Origin of the sequence: Lysinibacillus sp. S1 (assembly GCF_044986265.1) — a bacterium.
Classification (GTDB): Bacteria; Bacillota; Bacilli; order Bacillales_A; family Planococcaceae; genus Lysinibacillus; species Lysinibacillus capsici.
In genome coordinates this window covers 4,257,215-4,274,874 of the sequence record NZ_CP173154.1, presented here as the reverse complement: position 1 = coordinate 4,274,874, position 17,660 = coordinate 4,257,215, and the positions used below count along the sequence as shown (strand labels likewise).

General features: G+C 37.9%; 20 protein-coding genes and 1 other annotated feature. Of the genes, 2 read left to right on the top strand and 18 right to left on the bottom strand.

All coding sequences use genetic code 11. The annotated features are described in order from the left end of the window. Positions 1–30 precede the first annotated feature (30 nt). Genes yqeH through ACHZEU_RS21420 form a run of 3 tightly spaced genes read right to left on the bottom strand, consistent with a single transcriptional unit; the run spans position 31 to position 2,471 of the window. Positions 31–1,134 carry a ribosome biogenesis GTPase YqeH gene (gene yqeH, locus ACHZEU_RS21430; RefSeq protein ID WP_131520521.1) on the bottom strand — a complete coding sequence of 368 codons (1,104 nt, stop codon included), beginning with the start codon at positions 1,132–1,134 and terminating at the stop codon, positions 31–33. Then, complete coding sequence (locus tag ACHZEU_RS21425; RefSeq protein WP_016994153.1) at positions 1,131–1,652, bottom strand: YqeG family HAD IIIA-type phosphatase; 522 nt, start codon at positions 1,650–1,652, stop codon at positions 1,131–1,133. Before ACHZEU_RS21425 ends, yqeH begins: the two co-directional genes overlap by 4 nt. A 36-nt stretch (positions 1,653–1,688) precedes the next feature. Next, positions 1,689–2,471, bottom strand: coding sequence for a phosphatidylserine decarboxylase (locus tag ACHZEU_RS21420; RefSeq protein ID WP_048392148.1), 783 nt, complete (start codon positions 2,469–2,471; stop codon positions 1,689–1,691). A gap of 199 nt (positions 2,472–2,670) precedes the next feature. On the opposite strand from ACHZEU_RS21420, the gene pssA reads away from it, so the two are divergent. Together pssA and sigK are read left to right on the top strand one after the other, a co-directional pair. Beyond that, positions 2,671–3,108, top strand: coding sequence for a CDP-diacylglycerol--serine O-phosphatidyltransferase (pssA, locus tag ACHZEU_RS21415; protein ID WP_004226869.1), 438 nt, complete (start codon positions 2,671–2,673; stop codon positions 3,106–3,108). A gap of 86 nt (positions 3,109–3,194) precedes the next feature. Beyond that, positions 3,195–3,902, top strand: a complete 708-nt coding sequence (gene sigK / locus ACHZEU_RS21410; RefSeq protein ID WP_004226867.1) for an RNA polymerase sporulation sigma factor SigK — start codon at positions 3,195–3,197, stop codon at positions 3,900–3,902. Positions 3,903–4,025: 123 nt separating this feature from the next. Here the strand turns inward: sigK and ACHZEU_RS21405 are convergent, their stop codons facing one another. The 15 genes from ACHZEU_RS21405 to corA all read right to left on the bottom strand — a co-directional run bounded on the left by ACHZEU_RS21405 (position 4,026) and on the right by corA (position 17,491). Further along, the gene (locus ACHZEU_RS21405; RefSeq protein ID WP_026023469.1) at positions 4,026–4,181 is read right to left on the bottom strand and encodes a hypothetical protein; all 156 of its coding nucleotides are present in this window, start codon (positions 4,179–4,181) and stop codon (positions 4,026–4,028) included. A gap of 51 nt (positions 4,182–4,232) precedes the next feature. Continuing rightward, the gene (gene mtnN / locus ACHZEU_RS21400) at positions 4,233–4,925 is read right to left on the bottom strand and encodes a 5'-methylthioadenosine/S-adenosylhomocysteine nucleosidase (protein WP_016994157.1); all 693 of its coding nucleotides are present in this window, start codon (positions 4,923–4,925) and stop codon (positions 4,233–4,235) included. A gap of 60 nt (positions 4,926–4,985) precedes the next feature. Then, positions 4,986–5,645, bottom strand: a complete 660-nt coding sequence (locus ACHZEU_RS21395) for a YrrS family protein (RefSeq protein ID WP_048392147.1) — start codon at positions 5,643–5,645, stop codon at positions 4,986–4,988. Positions 5,646–5,788: 143 nt separating this feature from the next. Beyond that, on the bottom strand, positions 5,789–6,277 hold the full coding sequence (gene greA / locus ACHZEU_RS21390) for a transcription elongation factor GreA (RefSeq protein ID WP_016994160.1): 489 nt from the start codon (positions 6,275–6,277) through the stop codon (positions 5,789–5,791). A gap of 175 nt (positions 6,278–6,452) precedes the next feature. Beyond that, positions 6,453–7,091 carry a uridine kinase gene (udk, locus tag ACHZEU_RS21385; protein ID WP_004226858.1) on the bottom strand — a complete coding sequence of 213 codons (639 nt, stop codon included), beginning with the start codon at positions 7,089–7,091 and terminating at the stop codon, positions 6,453–6,455. Next, positions 7,091–8,371: a U32 family peptidase gene (locus ACHZEU_RS21380; protein WP_054550066.1), complete on the bottom strand. Its 1,281-nt coding sequence runs from the start codon at positions 8,369–8,371 to the stop codon at positions 7,091–7,093. Before ACHZEU_RS21380 ends, udk begins: the two co-directional genes overlap by 1 nt. Positions 8,372–8,385: 14 nt before the next feature. Then, positions 8,386–9,318 carry a peptidase U32 family protein gene (locus ACHZEU_RS21375; RefSeq protein WP_115674133.1) on the bottom strand — a complete coding sequence of 311 codons (933 nt, stop codon included), beginning with the start codon at positions 9,316–9,318 and terminating at the stop codon, positions 8,386–8,388. A 5-nt stretch (positions 9,319–9,323) separates the two neighbouring features. Beyond that, positions 9,324–9,956, bottom strand: coding sequence for an O-methyltransferase (locus ACHZEU_RS21370; protein WP_054550064.1), 633 nt, complete (start codon positions 9,954–9,956; stop codon positions 9,324–9,326). Between the two features lie 286 nt (positions 9,957–10,242). Continuing rightward, the gene (gene mltG, locus ACHZEU_RS21365; protein WP_404803748.1) at positions 10,243–11,370 is read right to left on the bottom strand and encodes an endolytic transglycosylase MltG; all 1,128 of its coding nucleotides are present in this window, start codon (positions 11,368–11,370) and stop codon (positions 10,243–10,245) included. A 149-nt stretch (positions 11,371–11,519) separates the two neighbouring features. After that, positions 11,520–12,047 (bottom strand): DUF1292 domain-containing protein, encoded by a 528-nt coding sequence (locus ACHZEU_RS21360; RefSeq protein WP_048392142.1) that lies wholly within the window; start codon positions 12,045–12,047, stop codon positions 11,520–11,522. A 345-nt stretch (positions 12,048–12,392) separates the two neighbouring features. Then, positions 12,393–12,701, bottom strand: a complete 309-nt coding sequence (locus ACHZEU_RS21355; RefSeq protein ID WP_004226842.1) for a DUF1292 domain-containing protein — start codon at positions 12,699–12,701, stop codon at positions 12,393–12,395. An 18-nt stretch (positions 12,702–12,719) separates the two neighbouring features. Next, entirely contained in the window at positions 12,720–13,136 is a 417-nt protein-coding gene (gene ruvX, locus ACHZEU_RS21350; protein WP_004226840.1) for a Holliday junction resolvase RuvX, read from the bottom strand. Positions 13,137–13,138: 2 nt separating this feature from the next. After that, complete coding sequence (locus tag ACHZEU_RS21345) at positions 13,139–13,405, bottom strand: IreB family regulatory phosphoprotein (RefSeq protein WP_004226839.1); 267 nt, start codon at positions 13,403–13,405, stop codon at positions 13,139–13,141. A gap of 88 nt (positions 13,406–13,493) precedes the next feature. Continuing rightward, on the bottom strand, positions 13,494–16,154 hold the full coding sequence (gene alaS / locus ACHZEU_RS21340; RefSeq protein ID WP_048392141.1) for an alanine--tRNA ligase: 2,661 nt from the start codon (positions 16,152–16,154) through the stop codon (positions 13,494–13,496). Between the two features lie 87 nt (positions 16,155–16,241). Next, positions 16,242–16,457: a binding site (T-box leader), on the bottom strand. Positions 16,458–16,525: 68 nt separating this feature from the next. Then, entirely contained in the window at positions 16,526–17,491 is a 966-nt protein-coding gene (corA, locus tag ACHZEU_RS21335) for a magnesium/cobalt transporter CorA (protein WP_048392140.1), read from the bottom strand. Positions 17,492–17,660: the final 169 nt, after the last annotated feature.

Here is a 17,660-nt window from a genome sequence, read left to right as displayed (position 1 = left end):
CCTAGTCCCTCTCTCTACTATGTCCTCCATTTAGATCAGCGAAGGACGAATTGAAACTTGTACACCTTTTGGTGCGTAAGCTGCTACTACTACATTCGCATGTTGAACGGTAATCCAGCCAAGTCCAGAAAATACTACATCTGTTTTCGCTTCTTTGATGGAAAATTCGTGACGAACCAATGGCGGTAACTGGTCGATAAAGTCCGCAGTTGGGGGTGCCAATAATTCTCCTTTATGCTCTTCATATAACGCATCTGCCTTCTCAAGCTTTGTACGATGAATTGGTAAATCATTTGCCACATGGATGGTAAAGGCAGAACGATCACCCTGAATAAAATCAAATCTTGCTAATGCACCAATAAATAGAGTTTGCCCAGCATTTTGTTGATAGACTTTCGGCTTAATTTCTTTTTTCGGCATAATATATTTTAATTCACTGGCATCAATATGATGAGCCATTTGATGATGATTAATAATACCTGGCGTATCATATAATGCACTACCATCATCCAATGGAATATCAATCATGTCTAAAGTAGTACCTGGGAAATGTGAGGTTGTAATCACTTCACCCTCACCTGTTGCCTGCTTAATAATTCGGTTAATGAACGTAGATTTTCCAACATTTGTACAGCCAACAACATATACATTTTGTCCTTTACGATATTCATCGATGGCTTCCATTGCTTCTGCCATCCCTTTGCCTTTATGGGCACTGACTAATAGGACATCGATAGGCTGTAGTCCAAGAGCCTTTGCTTCACGTTTCAGCCAGTTGATAACTTTTTTTGGCTTCACAGACTTTGGTAATAAATCAGCTTTGTTGGCAATCAATAGGACAGGATTCTTCCCTACAAAACGATGAAGCCCTGGTAGCCAGCTTCCATTAAAATCAAATATATCAACAATTTTTACGATTAAGCCTTGCTGTGTGCCAAGACCATTTAAAATACGTAAAAAATCGTCATCTGTTAACGATACTGGTTGAATTTCATTGTAATTTTTCAAACGGAAGCAACGCTGGCAAATGACCACATCCTTTTCTAATGATGATGGGGGTGCATACCCAACTGCTGTTTTATCTTCTGTTTGAATTGTTGTACCACAGCCAATACAATTTGGCATTTCAATCATTCTTGTTCCTCCCAAGTTATAATTCCTTTTCGTTTCAAATCATTAAATACGCGACGTTCAATGAAACGATTCAATTTTGTTACAAGCCCATCTGATTGTGCAACAGGCTTCACGAGCACTGTGTGTAAGCCTAAGCGATTTGCGCCCATTACATCCGTAAGGAGTTGATCTCCTACCATTACTACTTCATTTGGACGTAAGCCTAGTTGAATCAGTGCATTATAAAAAGCATTACGAAGCGGCTTTTTCGCCTTGTGAATATAAGGGATACCTAACGGCTCAGCAAAATGCTTTACACGAGCTTCCTTGTTATTTGACGCAATAATAACACGAATACCTGATTCTTTCATAATGCGTAACCAAATGATTAGCTCTTCTGTTGCATCTGGACGATCCCATTCAACAAGCGTATTATCTAAATCCGTAATGATTCCTCTAATCCCTAATTCTTGTAACTTTTCCGGCGTAATTTCAAAAATATTCGTCACAAATTCGTTCGGTAATAAAAAATTATACAAAATAGCGACCCCTAATCTTAACGTATTATTCGACCATTATAGCATATTTGCAAAGGCTTCACCCATTCGAATTGGGCTTCCTTTTACAACATTATCCGTAAATTTAATTGTATCCTTTTCAAACAGCATCACAACAGTGGAACCAAATGAGAAATAACCAACTTCCTGCCCTTTCTGCCATTTCGTTGTTGTATTGGTAAGTACAATGGAATTCACAAAGGTTGCACCTACTTTGATAAATGCAACATGCTGATTATTTGCTGCTTTCAGCTCAGTCACTAAACGATAATTATGAGAAATTGGTTTTTTACCGTATGTAAGACCTAACTGATTCACAGGATAAGATTTCTGACCAAGTGTATATTGTCGTAAGACTTCTCCATCTATCGGGCTATGGATACGATGGTAATCAGCAGGACTTAAATAAAAAACAATAAAATGTCCGTCTGCATATTGTGCAGCTCGTTCTGTATTGCCGAGTAAATCTTGTAATGCATAAGGCTTACCCTTCACAAGAAATGTCATATCCCATTCAATACGTCCAAAGGATTCCACTTTTGCGTCCACTGGGCTGGCATAGACAGTTGGATTTTTTTCAATAGGTCGAGCTTCTTCAATAAGTTCTCTTGTAAAAAAATCATGTAAACATGAAAATTGTTGTTGTTTTTTTGAAACTTCTTCAAGGTTAATATCGTATAACTTCATGTAGCTTGGTATTATACGTTTACTCCACTTCGCTTTTGCTATTGTCTGCAAAAGATGGGAAGATTGCTTACCATTCGTTAGTTCTATCAAGCGTTGATATAGTTTTTCTTTCATACAGTAAAACCCCTATCCATTAATTTAGACTGTCAATTTTTTCGCATTCGAAGTATAATGGTACAATATCTTAAGTGCAAAGGAGTGATCCCCCTTGTTTTTTTATCACAAGTTGGTGGATACCACGGTTAAGAAAATGAAATCGCACGCAGCTAACTTCATAACAATTAGTAATATGTCCTTTGGAGGCGCGGCTATTATGGCCACTCTACATGAATACTATAGCTATAGTGTCTTGTTTATCTTTATAGCAGCTCTTCTTGATCGCTACGATGGTAAGGTAGCGAGAGCGCTCGGACAAGTGTCAGAATTAGGTAAACAATTAGATTCTATGAGTGATATTATATCATTTGGTGTGGCGCCTGCATTATTAATGTATGAAGTTGTTCTAGTTGATTTTGGTTTTGTCGGCATGATGATGGCCGTATTATTTATCGTCTGTGGCGCGATGCGTTTAGCTCGCTTCAATATTAGCGAAGCGAACGGTTATTTCACAGGTTTACCAATTACAGCCGCAGGTACGTTCTTAACTTTAACGTATTTCGCAGCTTATACGTTCCATCCGGCATTTTATCTTTTCCTTTTCCCCATTTTAGCTTTACTCATGATTAGTACATTTACGTTAAAAAAAGTGTAACAGCACATTTGCTGTTGCACTTTTTTCATTTCCCACGGCTTTTAAACATATACTGTCGAAAAATGGGGAAAGGATGAAATCATTCAATGAGCGGAATTTTTACATCGATGTTGCAGTTATGGCTTGAAATCCCTGCGTTGCTTGGCTATTTAAAGGGGCAAACATTCCATAAACCCTTTTCAAAAGAAGAGGAAGCTGCTTGTATTGAACGATTTTTAGGTGGCGATGAGCAGGCGCGTCTTGATCTAATAGAACGTAATATGAGGCTTGTCGCACATGTCGTTAAAAAATTCCATCCAAAACATGAGCAACTCGATGATTATATTTCTATTGGAACAATTGGACTAATGAAAGCCGTTGAGAGCTATACCCCTGATAAAAAAACTAGACTTGCCACATATGCAGCTCGTTGCATTGAAAATGAGATTTTAATGCATCTACGCACCCAAAAGAAAGTGCAAAAAGACGTTTCGCTATTTGAGCCGATTGGAACTGATAAAGATGGGAACGCACTGCAAATTCGCGATTTACTTCAGTGTGATGAAGAAAGTGCCACAGAGAAGCTAGAGCATAAAGAGCATGTAGCACAACTATACCACTATTTGCATATGCTCGATGAACGTGAGCTCGAAATTGTGACACTCCGTTATGGCTTAAATCAACAGGATGCACTTACGCAAAAGGAAATTGCAGCACGCTTAAATATTTCACGTAGCTATGTATCTCGCATTGAAAAACGGGCACTTATTAAACTCTATCAACTATATAAACGAGACCAAAAAACTATTGAATAATATATTGTAAAATGGTTATGAAAAAAATTCAATCCTTCAATGACGGAAGAATATGCCTATTTCATGGCATATAAAAAGCTCCCCTGCGACATGACTATGTCGCAAAGGAGCTTTCCCGTCATACTAGTGTGCTGATTCAGAGAGTTCTGCTGAAATCAACGTACCTATTAAAGTTGTAATAATCACTACACCTGCTGTTAAAAATAACATCATGAATGCCTCCCATTCTATTATGAAGAGATTTATTAATGTCAGTGTAGCATTTGTTTTTTGTATCAACTGTGATTTTTCTCACAGAATAAACCACACATTTTGACCATTCTGTGTAGTTTATAGTGAGGAAATTGCTTTTAATACGACTTGTGTCGAATGTTTTGCAGCAACTGGTAAAAATTCATCAAAGCTAATATTCGATTCTTTACCTGCAATATCTGATAATGCACGAATGACTACAAAAGGTGTAGCAAATTGATAACAAACTTGTGCAACTGCAGCCGCTTCCATCTCTACAGCTTTCATTTGAGGGAAATGGCGACGAACAGCCTCTACACGTTCAGGATCATTCATAAAAGCATCCCCAGAGCAAATTAAACCAACGCCATACTGGTGCTCTCCAACTGCCTTTACAGCCTCCTCAGCTACCTTCATCAATTTCTCATCTGATTTATATGCTGCTGGCATACCAGCCATTTGTCCAATTTCATAGCCAAAGATTGTGACATCCACATCGTGGTGACGAACTTCATCAGAAATAACGACAGCGCCTACCTCAAGAGCTTCATCATATCCACCTGCAGAGCCTGTATTAATGACAACATCTGGTTTAAACTCATGTAAAAGAATTGTCGTAGACATAGCAGCATTTACTTTACCAATACCGCTTTTTAATAATACGACTTCCTTGCCTTCAAAAGTTCCTGTTGTATACTCACTACCTGCAATCGTTGTGCTGTGTGCATCGTCTAATGCTGCTCTTAGAAGCTCCACTTCCTCTTCCATTGCGCCAATTACTGCAATTTTCATGTACTGTTACTTCCCTTCTTTTATCAACTCTATTAAAAATAATCAAAAGAGTGATTTTCGTCAATAGGCGCCTTCTAATGTATTTAGTTGCTCTAGCTTCACAGGCTTCCACCCTTCATTATCAACCCATTCCATGCTTACACGATACATTTGAGATTTATCATTGGTCGAAACAGTTGCAATGGATGAATTAGGACCACCATTATTTTGCATACGCCAGATGATCATATTGCTTTGGTCAATACCTGTCACAGTAGATACTGTTGCTACTTTCTCAGCCCAGTCTACAGACGTGTCGTCATATGAAGACACATGCTGACCTGTTTGAGTTGTAGGTGTTGGTTGCCAATTTTTATTCGTGATGACCTTCTCAACAATAGGATTATCTGATGCTGATTCTTCTGCTGTGCCTTGTTCTTCCTGGGATGTCTCAGGTTCTGATTCTTCTTCTGAAGGTTTATCTTCTTCTACAGCAAGATCTTCTTTTTCTTCATCCGTTGGTTCTTTTTCTACTTCTTTTTCATCATCACCGCTCTGTTCTTCTTGAACGGGTTCCTCTTTCACTGCTTGATCTGCATCATCTTGCCATTTAAACACATAGGTTGCTGTGATAATAATGAGTACAACCACAACACCAATTAGAACATTCAATAGTTTATCTAGCTTTTTATTACGAGATGGCTGCAAATGACGACCACTTCGAGTTTGTCGTTCACTCATAATGTCTCCCCCTCTCTAGGCAATATTCTATCAAGTTCGACAGCACTTGCAAAATAATTCTACTCACTATTTTACTACATAGTTATCACGCTAAAAATGGTACAAGCAGTCAGCCAAAGGCTAACTGCTTGTACATAGTCATATTATTTAATTGAGACAATTTTCACTTTCATTTCGCCGCCAGGTGTTTGAACGACAACCTCTTCACCTTCAGCACGACCAAGTAGACCTTTTGCAATCGGTGATTCATTGGAAATACGGAATTCCATAGGATCTGCCTCAGCAGAACCAACAATTGTATAAGATTCTTCATCTGTTGATGGCTTACCATTGATGATTTCTACGAATGTAACCGTTTTCCCTAGTGATACTACACTGTTATCTGTCTCGTCTTCAGAAATAATCACTGCATTGCGAATCATTGATTTTAATGTTGAAATACGACCTTCTAAAAAGGCTTGTTCTTCTTTAGCAGAATCGTACTCAGCGTTTTCAGAAAGATCTCCAAAATCACGTGCTATTTTAATGCGTTCAACGATTTCTTTTCGTGTTTCAGTTTCTAATTTTACTAATTCTTCTTCTAATTTACGTTTTCCCTCAGCTGTCATAGGGTACTGTTTTTCATTTGCCAAAGTCCTTCACTCCTTGTTTCTTCAATATAAAAACATAAAACTCGACTAAATGCACGGAAGATGCATTTAATCGAATTTTATTATTTTTAAACGTTTTCAAATTACGCTTTGACCTAATAGTATGCATGCTTTTTCAAAATATGCATGTAAATATTGTCAATACCACTCTATCTTATTACAATACGTTGTCGGTTTCAAGAATAGTTTTAATTTTCGTTACCATTAAATCAATCGCCACCTCATTATCCCCACCTTCAGGAATAATGATATCAGCATAACGTTTTGTTGGTTCAATAAATAAATTATGCATCGGTCGAACCGCTGATAAATACTGCTCAATCACCGAATCCGTTGTACGTCCACGCTCTTTAATATCACGCATAATACGGCGAATAATACGTAAATCTGAATCTGTATCCACAAATAATTTAATATCCATTAAATCACGTAAATCAGCATCCTCAAGGACTAGAATACCTTCTAGTATAATAACATCTACTGGTTCAACATGTATAACTTCTTCTGCCCTTGTATGCTGGACGTAATCATACACAGGTTTTTCAATTGGTTGACGCACTAGCAACTTTTTTATGTGCTCAATTAATAAATCATTATCGAAAGCTAACGGATGATCATAGTTAGTTCCTAAACGTTCTTCAAATGTTAAATGACTTTGATCCTTATAATAAAAATCTTGTTCAATTACCACAACAGAATGCTCACGGAAAACATCATAAATGGCGCGCGTCACACTCGTTTTTCCCGAGCATGAGCCACCTGCGATTCCGATGACAACAGGGCGCTTCACTGCCATTAGTTATTCTCCTTTCGCATCATGTTATGCGGCTTCAATGGTGTATCACATTTAAATTTCACAATTTGTAATGGATGACGAGCTGCATCTAGGCTATTGCCATCCTCGTCCCAAATTTCACCCATTGTTAAACGGAAATTCTCAATTTCAGGACCAAAGAATTCTACTTCGTCACCAGGTTTAAAATAATTACGCTGTTGCATTGTCACTATTTTTGTCTCTGGATCATGCTCTAAAATAAGTCCAGCAAATTCATAGGTTGTTTTACGACCATGCACACCAAACATCTGCTCCTCAAAGCCAGGTGCATCATGGAAGAATGCTTCAGCCGTATCACGGTTAGCACATTTGTCTAATTCCTCTAGCCATTCACGTTTAATTTTAAAATTATCAGGATCTGCACAATAAGCATCAATCACTTTACGGTACACAGAAACAACTGTCGCTACATAGTGAATGGATTTCATACGACCTTCAACTTTTAACGAGTCGATACCTAGCTCAATCATATGAGGAATCGCTTCAATTAATTTTAAATCTTTTGGACTCATCGCAAATGGTGCATGACTCTCATCGAAAAGTGCTTTTTCTTCACCATCTTCTAATTCATATAGATCGTAGTCCCAACGGCATGATTGGCAGCATCCCCCTCGGTTTGAGTCACGAGCCGTCATATGATTAGAAAGAACGCAACGACCAGAGTAGGCAATACACATTGCTCCATGAACAAAGGCCTCAATTTCAATGTCGACCTTTTCCTTCATCAGCTTCATTTCTTCTCCGCCCACTTCACGTGCTAATACAACACGATGTAAACCTTCTTCTTTCCAGTACTGCACGGCCTTCCAGTTGGACAATGATTGCTGAGTAGAAAGGTGAATTTCAAGCTTAGGTGCTGCTGTACGACATGTTTCAATAATGAGCGGGTCTGCTACAATAATACCAGTTACGCCCACTGATTCAATATCCTTTAAATAACGCTCTAAGCCATCCATATTTTCATTGTGGGCAAAAATATTTGTTGTTACATATATTTTCGCACCATATTGATTGGCAAATTCTACACCTTCACGCATCTCTTCAATTGAAAAGTTATCCGCATTCGATCGTAGACCAAACTCTCGCCCACCGATAAATACAGCATCTGCTCCGTAATGGACAGCTATTTTTAATTTCTCTAAGCTACCAGCTGGTGCAAGTAGCTCTGGTTTTTTTGTAATGACACGTTTACCGTTGACAATCTCACGGATTTTGTCATTTTGCTCTAACGCTAATGCCATGTTATTGTCCCCTCCTAGTAAACTGTTTCCTTGAAGATAAAGCCCGTATCTAATGGTCTAATAGCTGGTTGAATATCTTCAATTTTTGCTAATAAATCGTCTTTTATTTCTTCATATGCCTCTTCTGATTCGTCAAAATACGTATCGATCGCTTTTCGATAAGCTTCTGTTACCGCGACTACATAGTCTGGCGTTTGAAGTACACCTTCAATTTTCAGAGCATCGATGCCACCTTCAAATAATTCGCCTAGTTCATCAATAATACACATATCATTTGGACTGAAAATATGTGTACCATTTACATCTTCATATATTGGATATTTGTTATTTCGTTCATCATCATGTAGGAACATATTACGATTTTCCTGGCGATTTTCAATAGCCATTACTTTATCTTGATATAAGAAATAATGGCCGAGTAATGGACGTTTTGATTGGAACATACATGTCATGCCATGTACTTGTACTTCAATTTCCATTTCGGTATTTTCTTTAATTTCTAATACTTCATCAAGAGAAAGCTCACGCGCTAACACGGCACGCGTTGCACCACGTTTCCCCCAGTAATTAGCCGTAAACCAGTTTGTAGCTGTCGTTTCTGGATTCCAATGTAACGGAATCGTAACACCTTGCTCTCTACGAATAATGAGAACCGCTGGATCACCGTAGATTAAACGGTCCACACCGATACGTTGCATTTCATTTAAATAATCAGCAAGTGCCTCTAGCTTCTCATTATGGAAAAGTGCATTGACTGCAACATATACCTTTTTACCCGCTTCATGAATAAGCTTTGTCGCTTCTTCTACTTCTTCAACGGAGAACTCTCCTGCTAGACGTAGACCAAATTGTTGTTCACCAATAACAAAAGCATCTGCTCCAGCGACTAAAAGTGCTTTTATATGTTCTAATGATTGTGGTGTCACAAGCAATTCTGGTTTTTTCATAGTAGTCACCTCTTCAAACATAGTAATAAACCATCACCGACTGGTAAAAAAGCACTTGTATAATCTGGGTGCTGCATAATCCAATCCGTGAAGTTTTTTAAATTGCGAATCATTGTTCGCTTACGACGTGGAACATCCTTCAACTCTAAATCAGACAAACCATGCATGTACATATTATCGATATACAATACCCCACCTGATTTTACTAAAGGTGCATATTTTTCAAAAAAGCGTTGGTATTGTCCCTTCGCAGCATCAATAAAGACCGCATCGAATGTTGTGTTAATGGCCTCGTCATCCACTTCTAAAGCGTCACCCTCAATGACCGTAATTCGATCGGATACAGTCGACCGTTTAATATAGGCTTTTGCCCTTGCTACACGATCTTGATCACGTTCAATTGTAACAATTTGGACATAAGGCAATGCCTCTGCCATACGAATAGCAGAGTAACCAATTGCTGTACCTATCTCTAAAATTTTTGACGGATTTTGAATACGCAACAGTTGATTTAATGCATCAATACCTGCTAGCTGCATGATCGGTACGTGATGCTCCTCCGCAAATGCTTCCATTTCTAAAAGCAATTCATTACGTGGCTGTATAAATGATTGTATATATGCATCTGATAATTCCATTGTTTCCACCCTCATTTAAAAGGCAACGAGCGTTTGCCGTTGTCTGTACTTCATCATTTATCAACAAAAAGAAAAAGACCAAACGTGATGTCTTGGTACTTTGCCATACAAAAATGAGCAATTGCTTCGATATGCTCAAACAATTGCCACCACGCATATTTGTCCCGCATAAATGAACGGATTGATCAAAAATCACACTTTATAATAGCATGAAAATAGAAGGAAAGCTATTTTTCTTTCCTTCTATCCATCTGTTTGCTATACGATTTTTGTTCTTCCTATATGTTTACTCTTCTTTTCGTAAATATTTTTCTACCTTCTGCAAATGCTCATCATAGGTTTTTGAGAAGTGGTTGACACCCTCTTTATCTGCTAGGAAGTAGAAATAATCTGTTTGACTTGGAKTTAATGATGCCTCAATCGAAGTTTTACCTGCACCTGCTATKGGACCAGGTGGTAGAMCTTTATTTTTGTAAGTGTTATAGGCATTATCCACTTCTAAATCTTCATATAGAACACGCTCCTTGTGATCACCCAGTGCATAGAGCACGGTTGGGTCTGTTTGGAGTGGCATYCCTTCWTTGATTCGATTATAGAAGACACTTGCAATAGTCTCTCGATCCGTTTGAGCAGTCGCTTCTTCTTCCAATAATGACGCAAATGTTAACAGCTGATGTACGGACATTTGTTTTTCAGCTAATACATCACTGTAGTTCTTCACTACATTGTTCATGGCTGCTATCATCTCTTCTACAATCGCTTGTAAAGATGGTTTTTCTTCATAATAAGAATACGTAGCTGGATATAAATAGCCCTCTAAGTCATAGCGAATATTGTCAGCTAAAACAGCCTCTGTAACTAGCTCAGGATAATTAGCCATCATTTGCTGAACAAATGTGTCACTCGTCACAAGATCCATAAATTCTTTTTGTGTGTACGGTGTTTTCTTTTCAATCACTTTCCCAATTTGTTCAAGTGTTAAGCCTTCTGGGACTGTCATCGTAAAGACAGGCTTACGATATWCCTTCCCTGTTTTCAAGCTTTCAATGAGTTCATCAAATGTCATTGCCTGTGTTAAMTCATARTTTCCCGCTTGAAATTGTGATTCATTTTTAAATTTTGCATAGTATTTAAAAACACGTGCATCTTTTATGACACCTTTTTTCTCTAGTAGTGTTGAAATGGAGGACAAACTAGAGCCAATTGGTACTTCTACTGCAATTGTTTTCGTTGCATTAGGGTCTAATGGTTTTAAAGCACCTTTTACATAATTGTACCCAAATAAACCAACAACTCCAATTATTAGTACGAAAACAATGGCAATAATTGCGACGATTTTTCTCACCATTTTTACCTCAGATTTTCTTTCTTGCATTTTTGAAAACATTTCTTGTTTTTTTGAACCGTTATCCACGGGTTTCCCCCCTATCACTATTCAATATCATACTAGAAATCAACTTTCACGACAARCAGAAATCGACAATTCAGGAGAAATTACATATGTAAAAAATCTGCCAACAACTTTCGTTAGCAGATTTTTGAGCATTCTAGAAATAGTTTATCCTATAAAGTGTTTAATACTTCTTCTACAAATTCCCATTCTTCATCTGACTCAATCGGGTATAACTCTTCAATCTGGCCTTCATTTCCAGCTATATATTGGGCTGCAAAAATATCACGCTCATCAATCGGTTCATCTGTTGCTGGCACATATAATACATACGATTTACCGAATTGCTCAGATGAAAATGTATGAATGACTTCGCACACTTGATCTTTTCCTTCTTCGTCTGTCACAGTAATTAGCTGTGGTTCTTCTTCAAATTCATCAAGTAATGTTAACACCACTTCATTAATCATTTCCCATTCGGCATCTGTTTCAACAGGCTGTAAATTTGTCATCTCACCTGTATTGTCATCATAATCAAAAGTCATCGCGGAAAGGTCTCCTGGAATTTCTTGACCGGTTTCATCTAGAAGGGAAAATAACACATAGGACTTGTCCTCCGCATCAAAGGTAAAGACCACACGACACTGCTGTTCCTTACCATCTTTCCCAATGATCATAAATTCTTGCGTTTCTTCATTCATTCTGTTTCCTCCTTTATGACAATTTGATGTCATTTATTAAATCGTTTTTTTGAGGTTAGACACTTTAGAATAGCTTCTCGTATTTTTGAGCAAGTTTTCCCTGCATTTCTTCTCTACCTTTGAGCAGGTTCTCGATGTTTGGAGTKGGGCTTGGAGCGGTTACACTCTATTTCTAAGCGAATCCACAAACTTTATGAACGTTTCCCAACAATTGTGGATCAAATTCACACATCTACAATGCATTCATTCTTCAATTTAACAATCCTTCTACATTAGAAAAGCTTCAATAAAAAAGGAACAAGGACTGCAAGCTGCGATCCTTGTTCCAAGCTTTGAGTTAGAAGATTAGTCTTCGTTTTCATCCTCTAAAGCGTTTAAAACGTCCTCTACCATATCCCACTCTGCTTCAGTTTCGATTGGTGTTAATTCACCATCTTCACCATTTTCAGATGGTACAAATGAAGATACAAAGATTTCAACTGAGCCATCTTCATCTTCCTCTGCGCCTACCATTGAGTAAAACACATATGATTTGCCAAACTCTGGAGATTCATGAACGTGAATCACTTCACAAAGCTGCTCGTTTCCGTTTTCGTCAATCACTGTAATGTGTTGAACATGTAGTTCTTCTTCATGGTTATGCTCGTGTGCCATGCATAGTCACCTCATCAATTAATTTTTGCTATCTAAGTAGCCTTGTAAAATCATCACAGCTGCCATTTTATCAATGACCTGCTTGCGCTTTTTGCGACTCACGTCCGCTTCGATCAGCATACGTTCAGCAGCCATCGTCGTTAAACGTTCATCCCATAATTTGACCGGTAGTGAGAAATGCTCTTCTAATAGCTTTTTATAGTTCTCAGAAGCCTCTCCACGCGGTCCAACCGTATTATTCATGTTTTTTGGAAAACCTACAACAAATTCTGTTATAGTATATTCCTTTACTAGCTCAGCGATACGGTCAATACCGAACTCACCATTAGCTTCATCAATTTTTACGGTTTCAATACCTTGGGCGGTCCAACCAAGTGCATCACTTACAGCAACACCCACAGTTTTTGACCCAACGTCTAATCCCATAATTCTCATTTCTAGTCCTCGTTATTCTTTTTGATATAAAATTTAACAAGCTCCTCTAGAATTTCGTCACGCTCAAGCTTGCGAATTAAATTACGAGCATCCTGATGGCGAGGAATATACGCCGGATCACCAGAAAGTAAGTAACCAACAATCTGATTGATAGGGTTATATCCCTTTTCCTCTAATGAAGAATGAACTTTCAACATTACCTGCTTGACTTCCTGTTCCATTGATTCTTCTGGAAAATTAAATTTCATCGTTTGATCAAATGAACTCATGACCAGCACCTCGCTTTCAGAAATAAGGAGATGTGCAAACAAGCTCATCTCCAATTTCTCTTTATTATAACATGTTTTGGTGAATTAATTAAATGGATTTAACATAATCATACACAGAAAGTAGTGCTTCATCAAGTTTTGATGCATCTTTTGCACCTGCCATCGCCATATCTGGACGACCGCCACCTTTACCACCACATGCTTCCGCAACCATTTTCACAATATTCCCTGCATGGTAATTGCCACCAACTAATTCTTTTGAAACACCAGCACATAACATAACTTTTTCACCATCAACTGCTCCAAGAACAATGACTGCTTTTGGCATTTTTGCTTTCAGGTCATCCATCATTTGACGGAGTTGATTGTTATCCTTCGCTTCCACTTTTGTAGATAGCACTGTCACATCTCCAATTGTTTGAGCGGCATCAACAACTGCCCCTGCCTGTGCATTGGCGATTTTTTGAGATAATGCTTCGTTTTCACGTTGTAATTCTTTATAGTCTGCTTGTAATGCCTGTACTTTTGTGACAATATCTTTAGCATTTGCTTTTAATAATGCTGCTGCATCATTTAATAATGCTTCTTCTTCTTTTACTGCTTCATAAGCAACTTTTCCTGTAACAGCTTCAATACGACGAGTACCTGCACCGATACCACCCTCTGAAACAATTTTAAAGAAGCCAATTTCAGAAGAGCGTTTAACATGGATACCACCACATAGCTCAATCGAATAATCTCCGATGGATACTACACGTACAACATCTCCATATTTTTCACCGAATAATGCCATAGCACCCATTGCTTTTGCTTCATTAATACCTTTTTCTTCAATAACGACCTCTATATCATCCCACACTTTTTCATTTACAATACGTTCAATTTGCTGTAATTCTTCTTTTGTAACTTGACCAAAGTGAGAGAAATCAAAACGTAAACGATCAGGTCCTACATATGATCCAGCTTGGTTCACATGATCACCTAGCACATCTTTTAATGCACGTTGCATAATATGTGTTGCCGTATGGTTTTTAATGATTAAATTACGGTCATCACGATTGACCACTGCTTGCACTGCATCTTCCACATGCATTTCCCCAGATTCAACTACTACTGTATGAAGCGGTTGACCATTCGGTGCTTTTTGAACATCTTTTACAACAGCCGTAAAGCTATCATTTGAAATAGTACCACTATCAGCAATTTGACCACCCATTTCAGCGTAGAATGGTGTCTTCGCTAAAATAACCAATGCTTCCTGACCTTCCGAAGCGACTTTCGCAACTTGACCATTGACGATCATTGCAGCGATTTCAGTATTAACATTTAACGTATCATAGCCAACAAACTCACTTGCAACCGTTAAGTTTGCTAATACTTCATTCTGTACTTGCATCGAATCAACATCTTGTCGTGCAGCACGCGCGCGTTCACGTTGCTCTTCCATCGCTGCCTCAAAACCTTCATGATCTACTTTCATGCCTACTTCCTCTGCATATTCTTCCGTTAGCTCGATTGGGAAACCATAAGTATCATATAAACGGAAAGCATCTGCTCCTGGGATGTAATCATGACCAGCTGCTTTTTGAGATTCCACTACTTCATTAAAGATAGCTAAACCACCATCTAATGTTTCATGGAAACGAATTTCTTCATTTTTAATGACACGTTGAATAAATTCGCATTTCTCTGTAACTTCTGGATAGAAGTCTTCCATAATTTTACCCACAGTTGGTACAAGTTCAAACATAAATGGTTTTTCAATACCAATTTGTTTAGCATAGCGAACGGCACGACGTAGTAAGCGACGTAATACATAGCCACGGCCTTCATTTGATGGCAGGGCACCATCGCCTATAGCAAATGCTACTGTACGGATATGGTCTGCAATCACTTTAAATGGTGTATTAATATCTTCATCTGAGCCAAAGATTTCATTTAAGTCTACTTCGCCAGGTCGTTTATATTTACGATTGGCAAACTCCTCAATTTTTTCAATAATTGGCATAAATAAATCAGTATCAAAGTTTGTTGGTACATTTTGCACGACGGACACAATACGCTCTAAGCCCATACCTGTATCAATATTTTGCTTTGGTAGTGGCGTGTAAGTGCCATCAGGATTATGGTTAAATTGAGAGAACACAAGGTTCCAAATTTCTAGGTAACGCTCATTTTCTCCTCCTGGATACATTTCAGGGTCATTTTCATCTGAGCCGTATTCTACGCCGCGATCATAAAAAATCTCTGAGTTCGGACCAGATGGGCCTTCTCCTATATCCCAGAAGTTCCCTTCTAAACGGATTAAACGTTCTTCTGGAATACCGATTTCCTGATGCCAAACATCATATGCTTCCTGGTCTTCAGGGTGAATCGTGATGGATAATAACGCTGGATCAAAGCCCATCCATTTTTTATCTGTTAAAAACTCCCAAGCGTAATGAATTGCTTCTTTTTTAAAGTAGTCACCAATAGAGAAGTTTCCTAACATTTCAAAGAATGTATGATGTCGAGCTGTTTTCCCAACGTTTTCAATATCGTTGGTACGAATCGATTTTTGAGCATTTGTAATACGTGGATTATCAGGGATAATACGGCCATCAAAATATGGTTTTAAAGTTGCCACACCTGAGTTGATCCAAAGAAGTGATGGATCATTTATTGGCACAAGTGGAGCTGATGGCTCATGATGATGCCCCTTTTCTTTAAAAAATTCCAAATACATACGGCGAATATCTACTGCTTTCATTGGATAAATTCCTCCTATTTTATATTGTAAAATCACGATACGAATCCTGCGATTTACCGAAGAAAATAAAAAAAGCCCTCATCCCCAAAAAGGGACGAGGACTTGTCATTAGTCTCGCGGTACCACCCTAGTTGTAAGTAAAAACCTTACTTACCTCTTTAGCACTTGTAACGTCAGTGAACGGCAGGGATTAGCTGCACTCTGGAGTAGCTTTCGGCATTTGCTGTTGTGAGGATTTTTTCAGCCTAGAAATCCCTTTCTTGTGCACACACAAATACGTACTTTTTCCATCATCGTTTTTACTTTTTCTATCGAAAATTATAAAAAAAATCTATTGCGCTGTCAATTAGTACTAGTATGACTAACACTAACTAAGCAATCATTTTTTTGAAATATATCCACATACCCCATGTAAAAATAACTAAGAAGGCGCTAATTGCAATAGTTGTATAAGGGGTATCTTGATAAGGTAAAGGTACATTCATTCCAAAAAAACTAGTAATTACTGATAGTGGTAACATAATTGTCGAAATGACCGTTAATAAATTCAGCTTTTCAATGGATTTCCCACTGATAATTGAAAAATACGTATCAAGCGTGCTGTTCACTAAATCTCGATATGTCTCTGTGGAGTCGACAATACGTTCTAGATGGTCATTCAAATCTTTATAGAATGGAATATTTTCTTCTTGAATGTCAAATTTCCACTGGCCATTGATTGTAGAAAAAATTCTTCTTTGTGGCATAATGGCCTGACGAATTAAAATAATTGTCCGCTTCAATGCAAGAAATTCCTCTGTCACCTCTTTTGGTTGATAATCATAAATTTCTTCTTCTAGTTCATCTATACGTGCGCGAATTCGTTCTAATACTGGGAAGTATTCGTCTGTAATACCGTCAATAATTGTATGCAATAAAAAATCTGTACCCTTTTCTAAAAATCTTGGGCTATTGACACAAACATTTTCCATTTTTCCTAGCCATTGCAACTTTTGTTTATGCACAGTCACAATATAGTTTGGTCCCATAAAAATATTTAACTCAACGGTTGTAATTTCATTGTTACTTTTCTCATTATAAATTGGTGCATGGAGCACAAAAAATTTATAATCACCATAACTATCCATTTTTGGACGTGAGCCTTCATGTAAGCAATCTTCAACTGCTAGTGGATGAAAGCCAAATACATCAGCTATATTATTCAATTCATTATAACTATAGGCATATAAATCTACCCATAATAAATCTTCGTTATGAATAGGGAGTTGTAAATCAATCATATTGAAATCATGTTGGACTGTCTTCCTGCTGCTATTATAATAGTGGATTTTAATCATTGCATTTCACCTCGTGTTTGTTATTGAGGGAAACAAAAGGTCATCCTTAATCACCCTTTGTCTGCATCGGTGATTAGAAATCGATGACTTTTTATGTGTTTCCGTTTGCCTAAATGATACTTATTCGGTTCAGGACTACTATCCATTTCTCATCACCTTCCTTCCATAA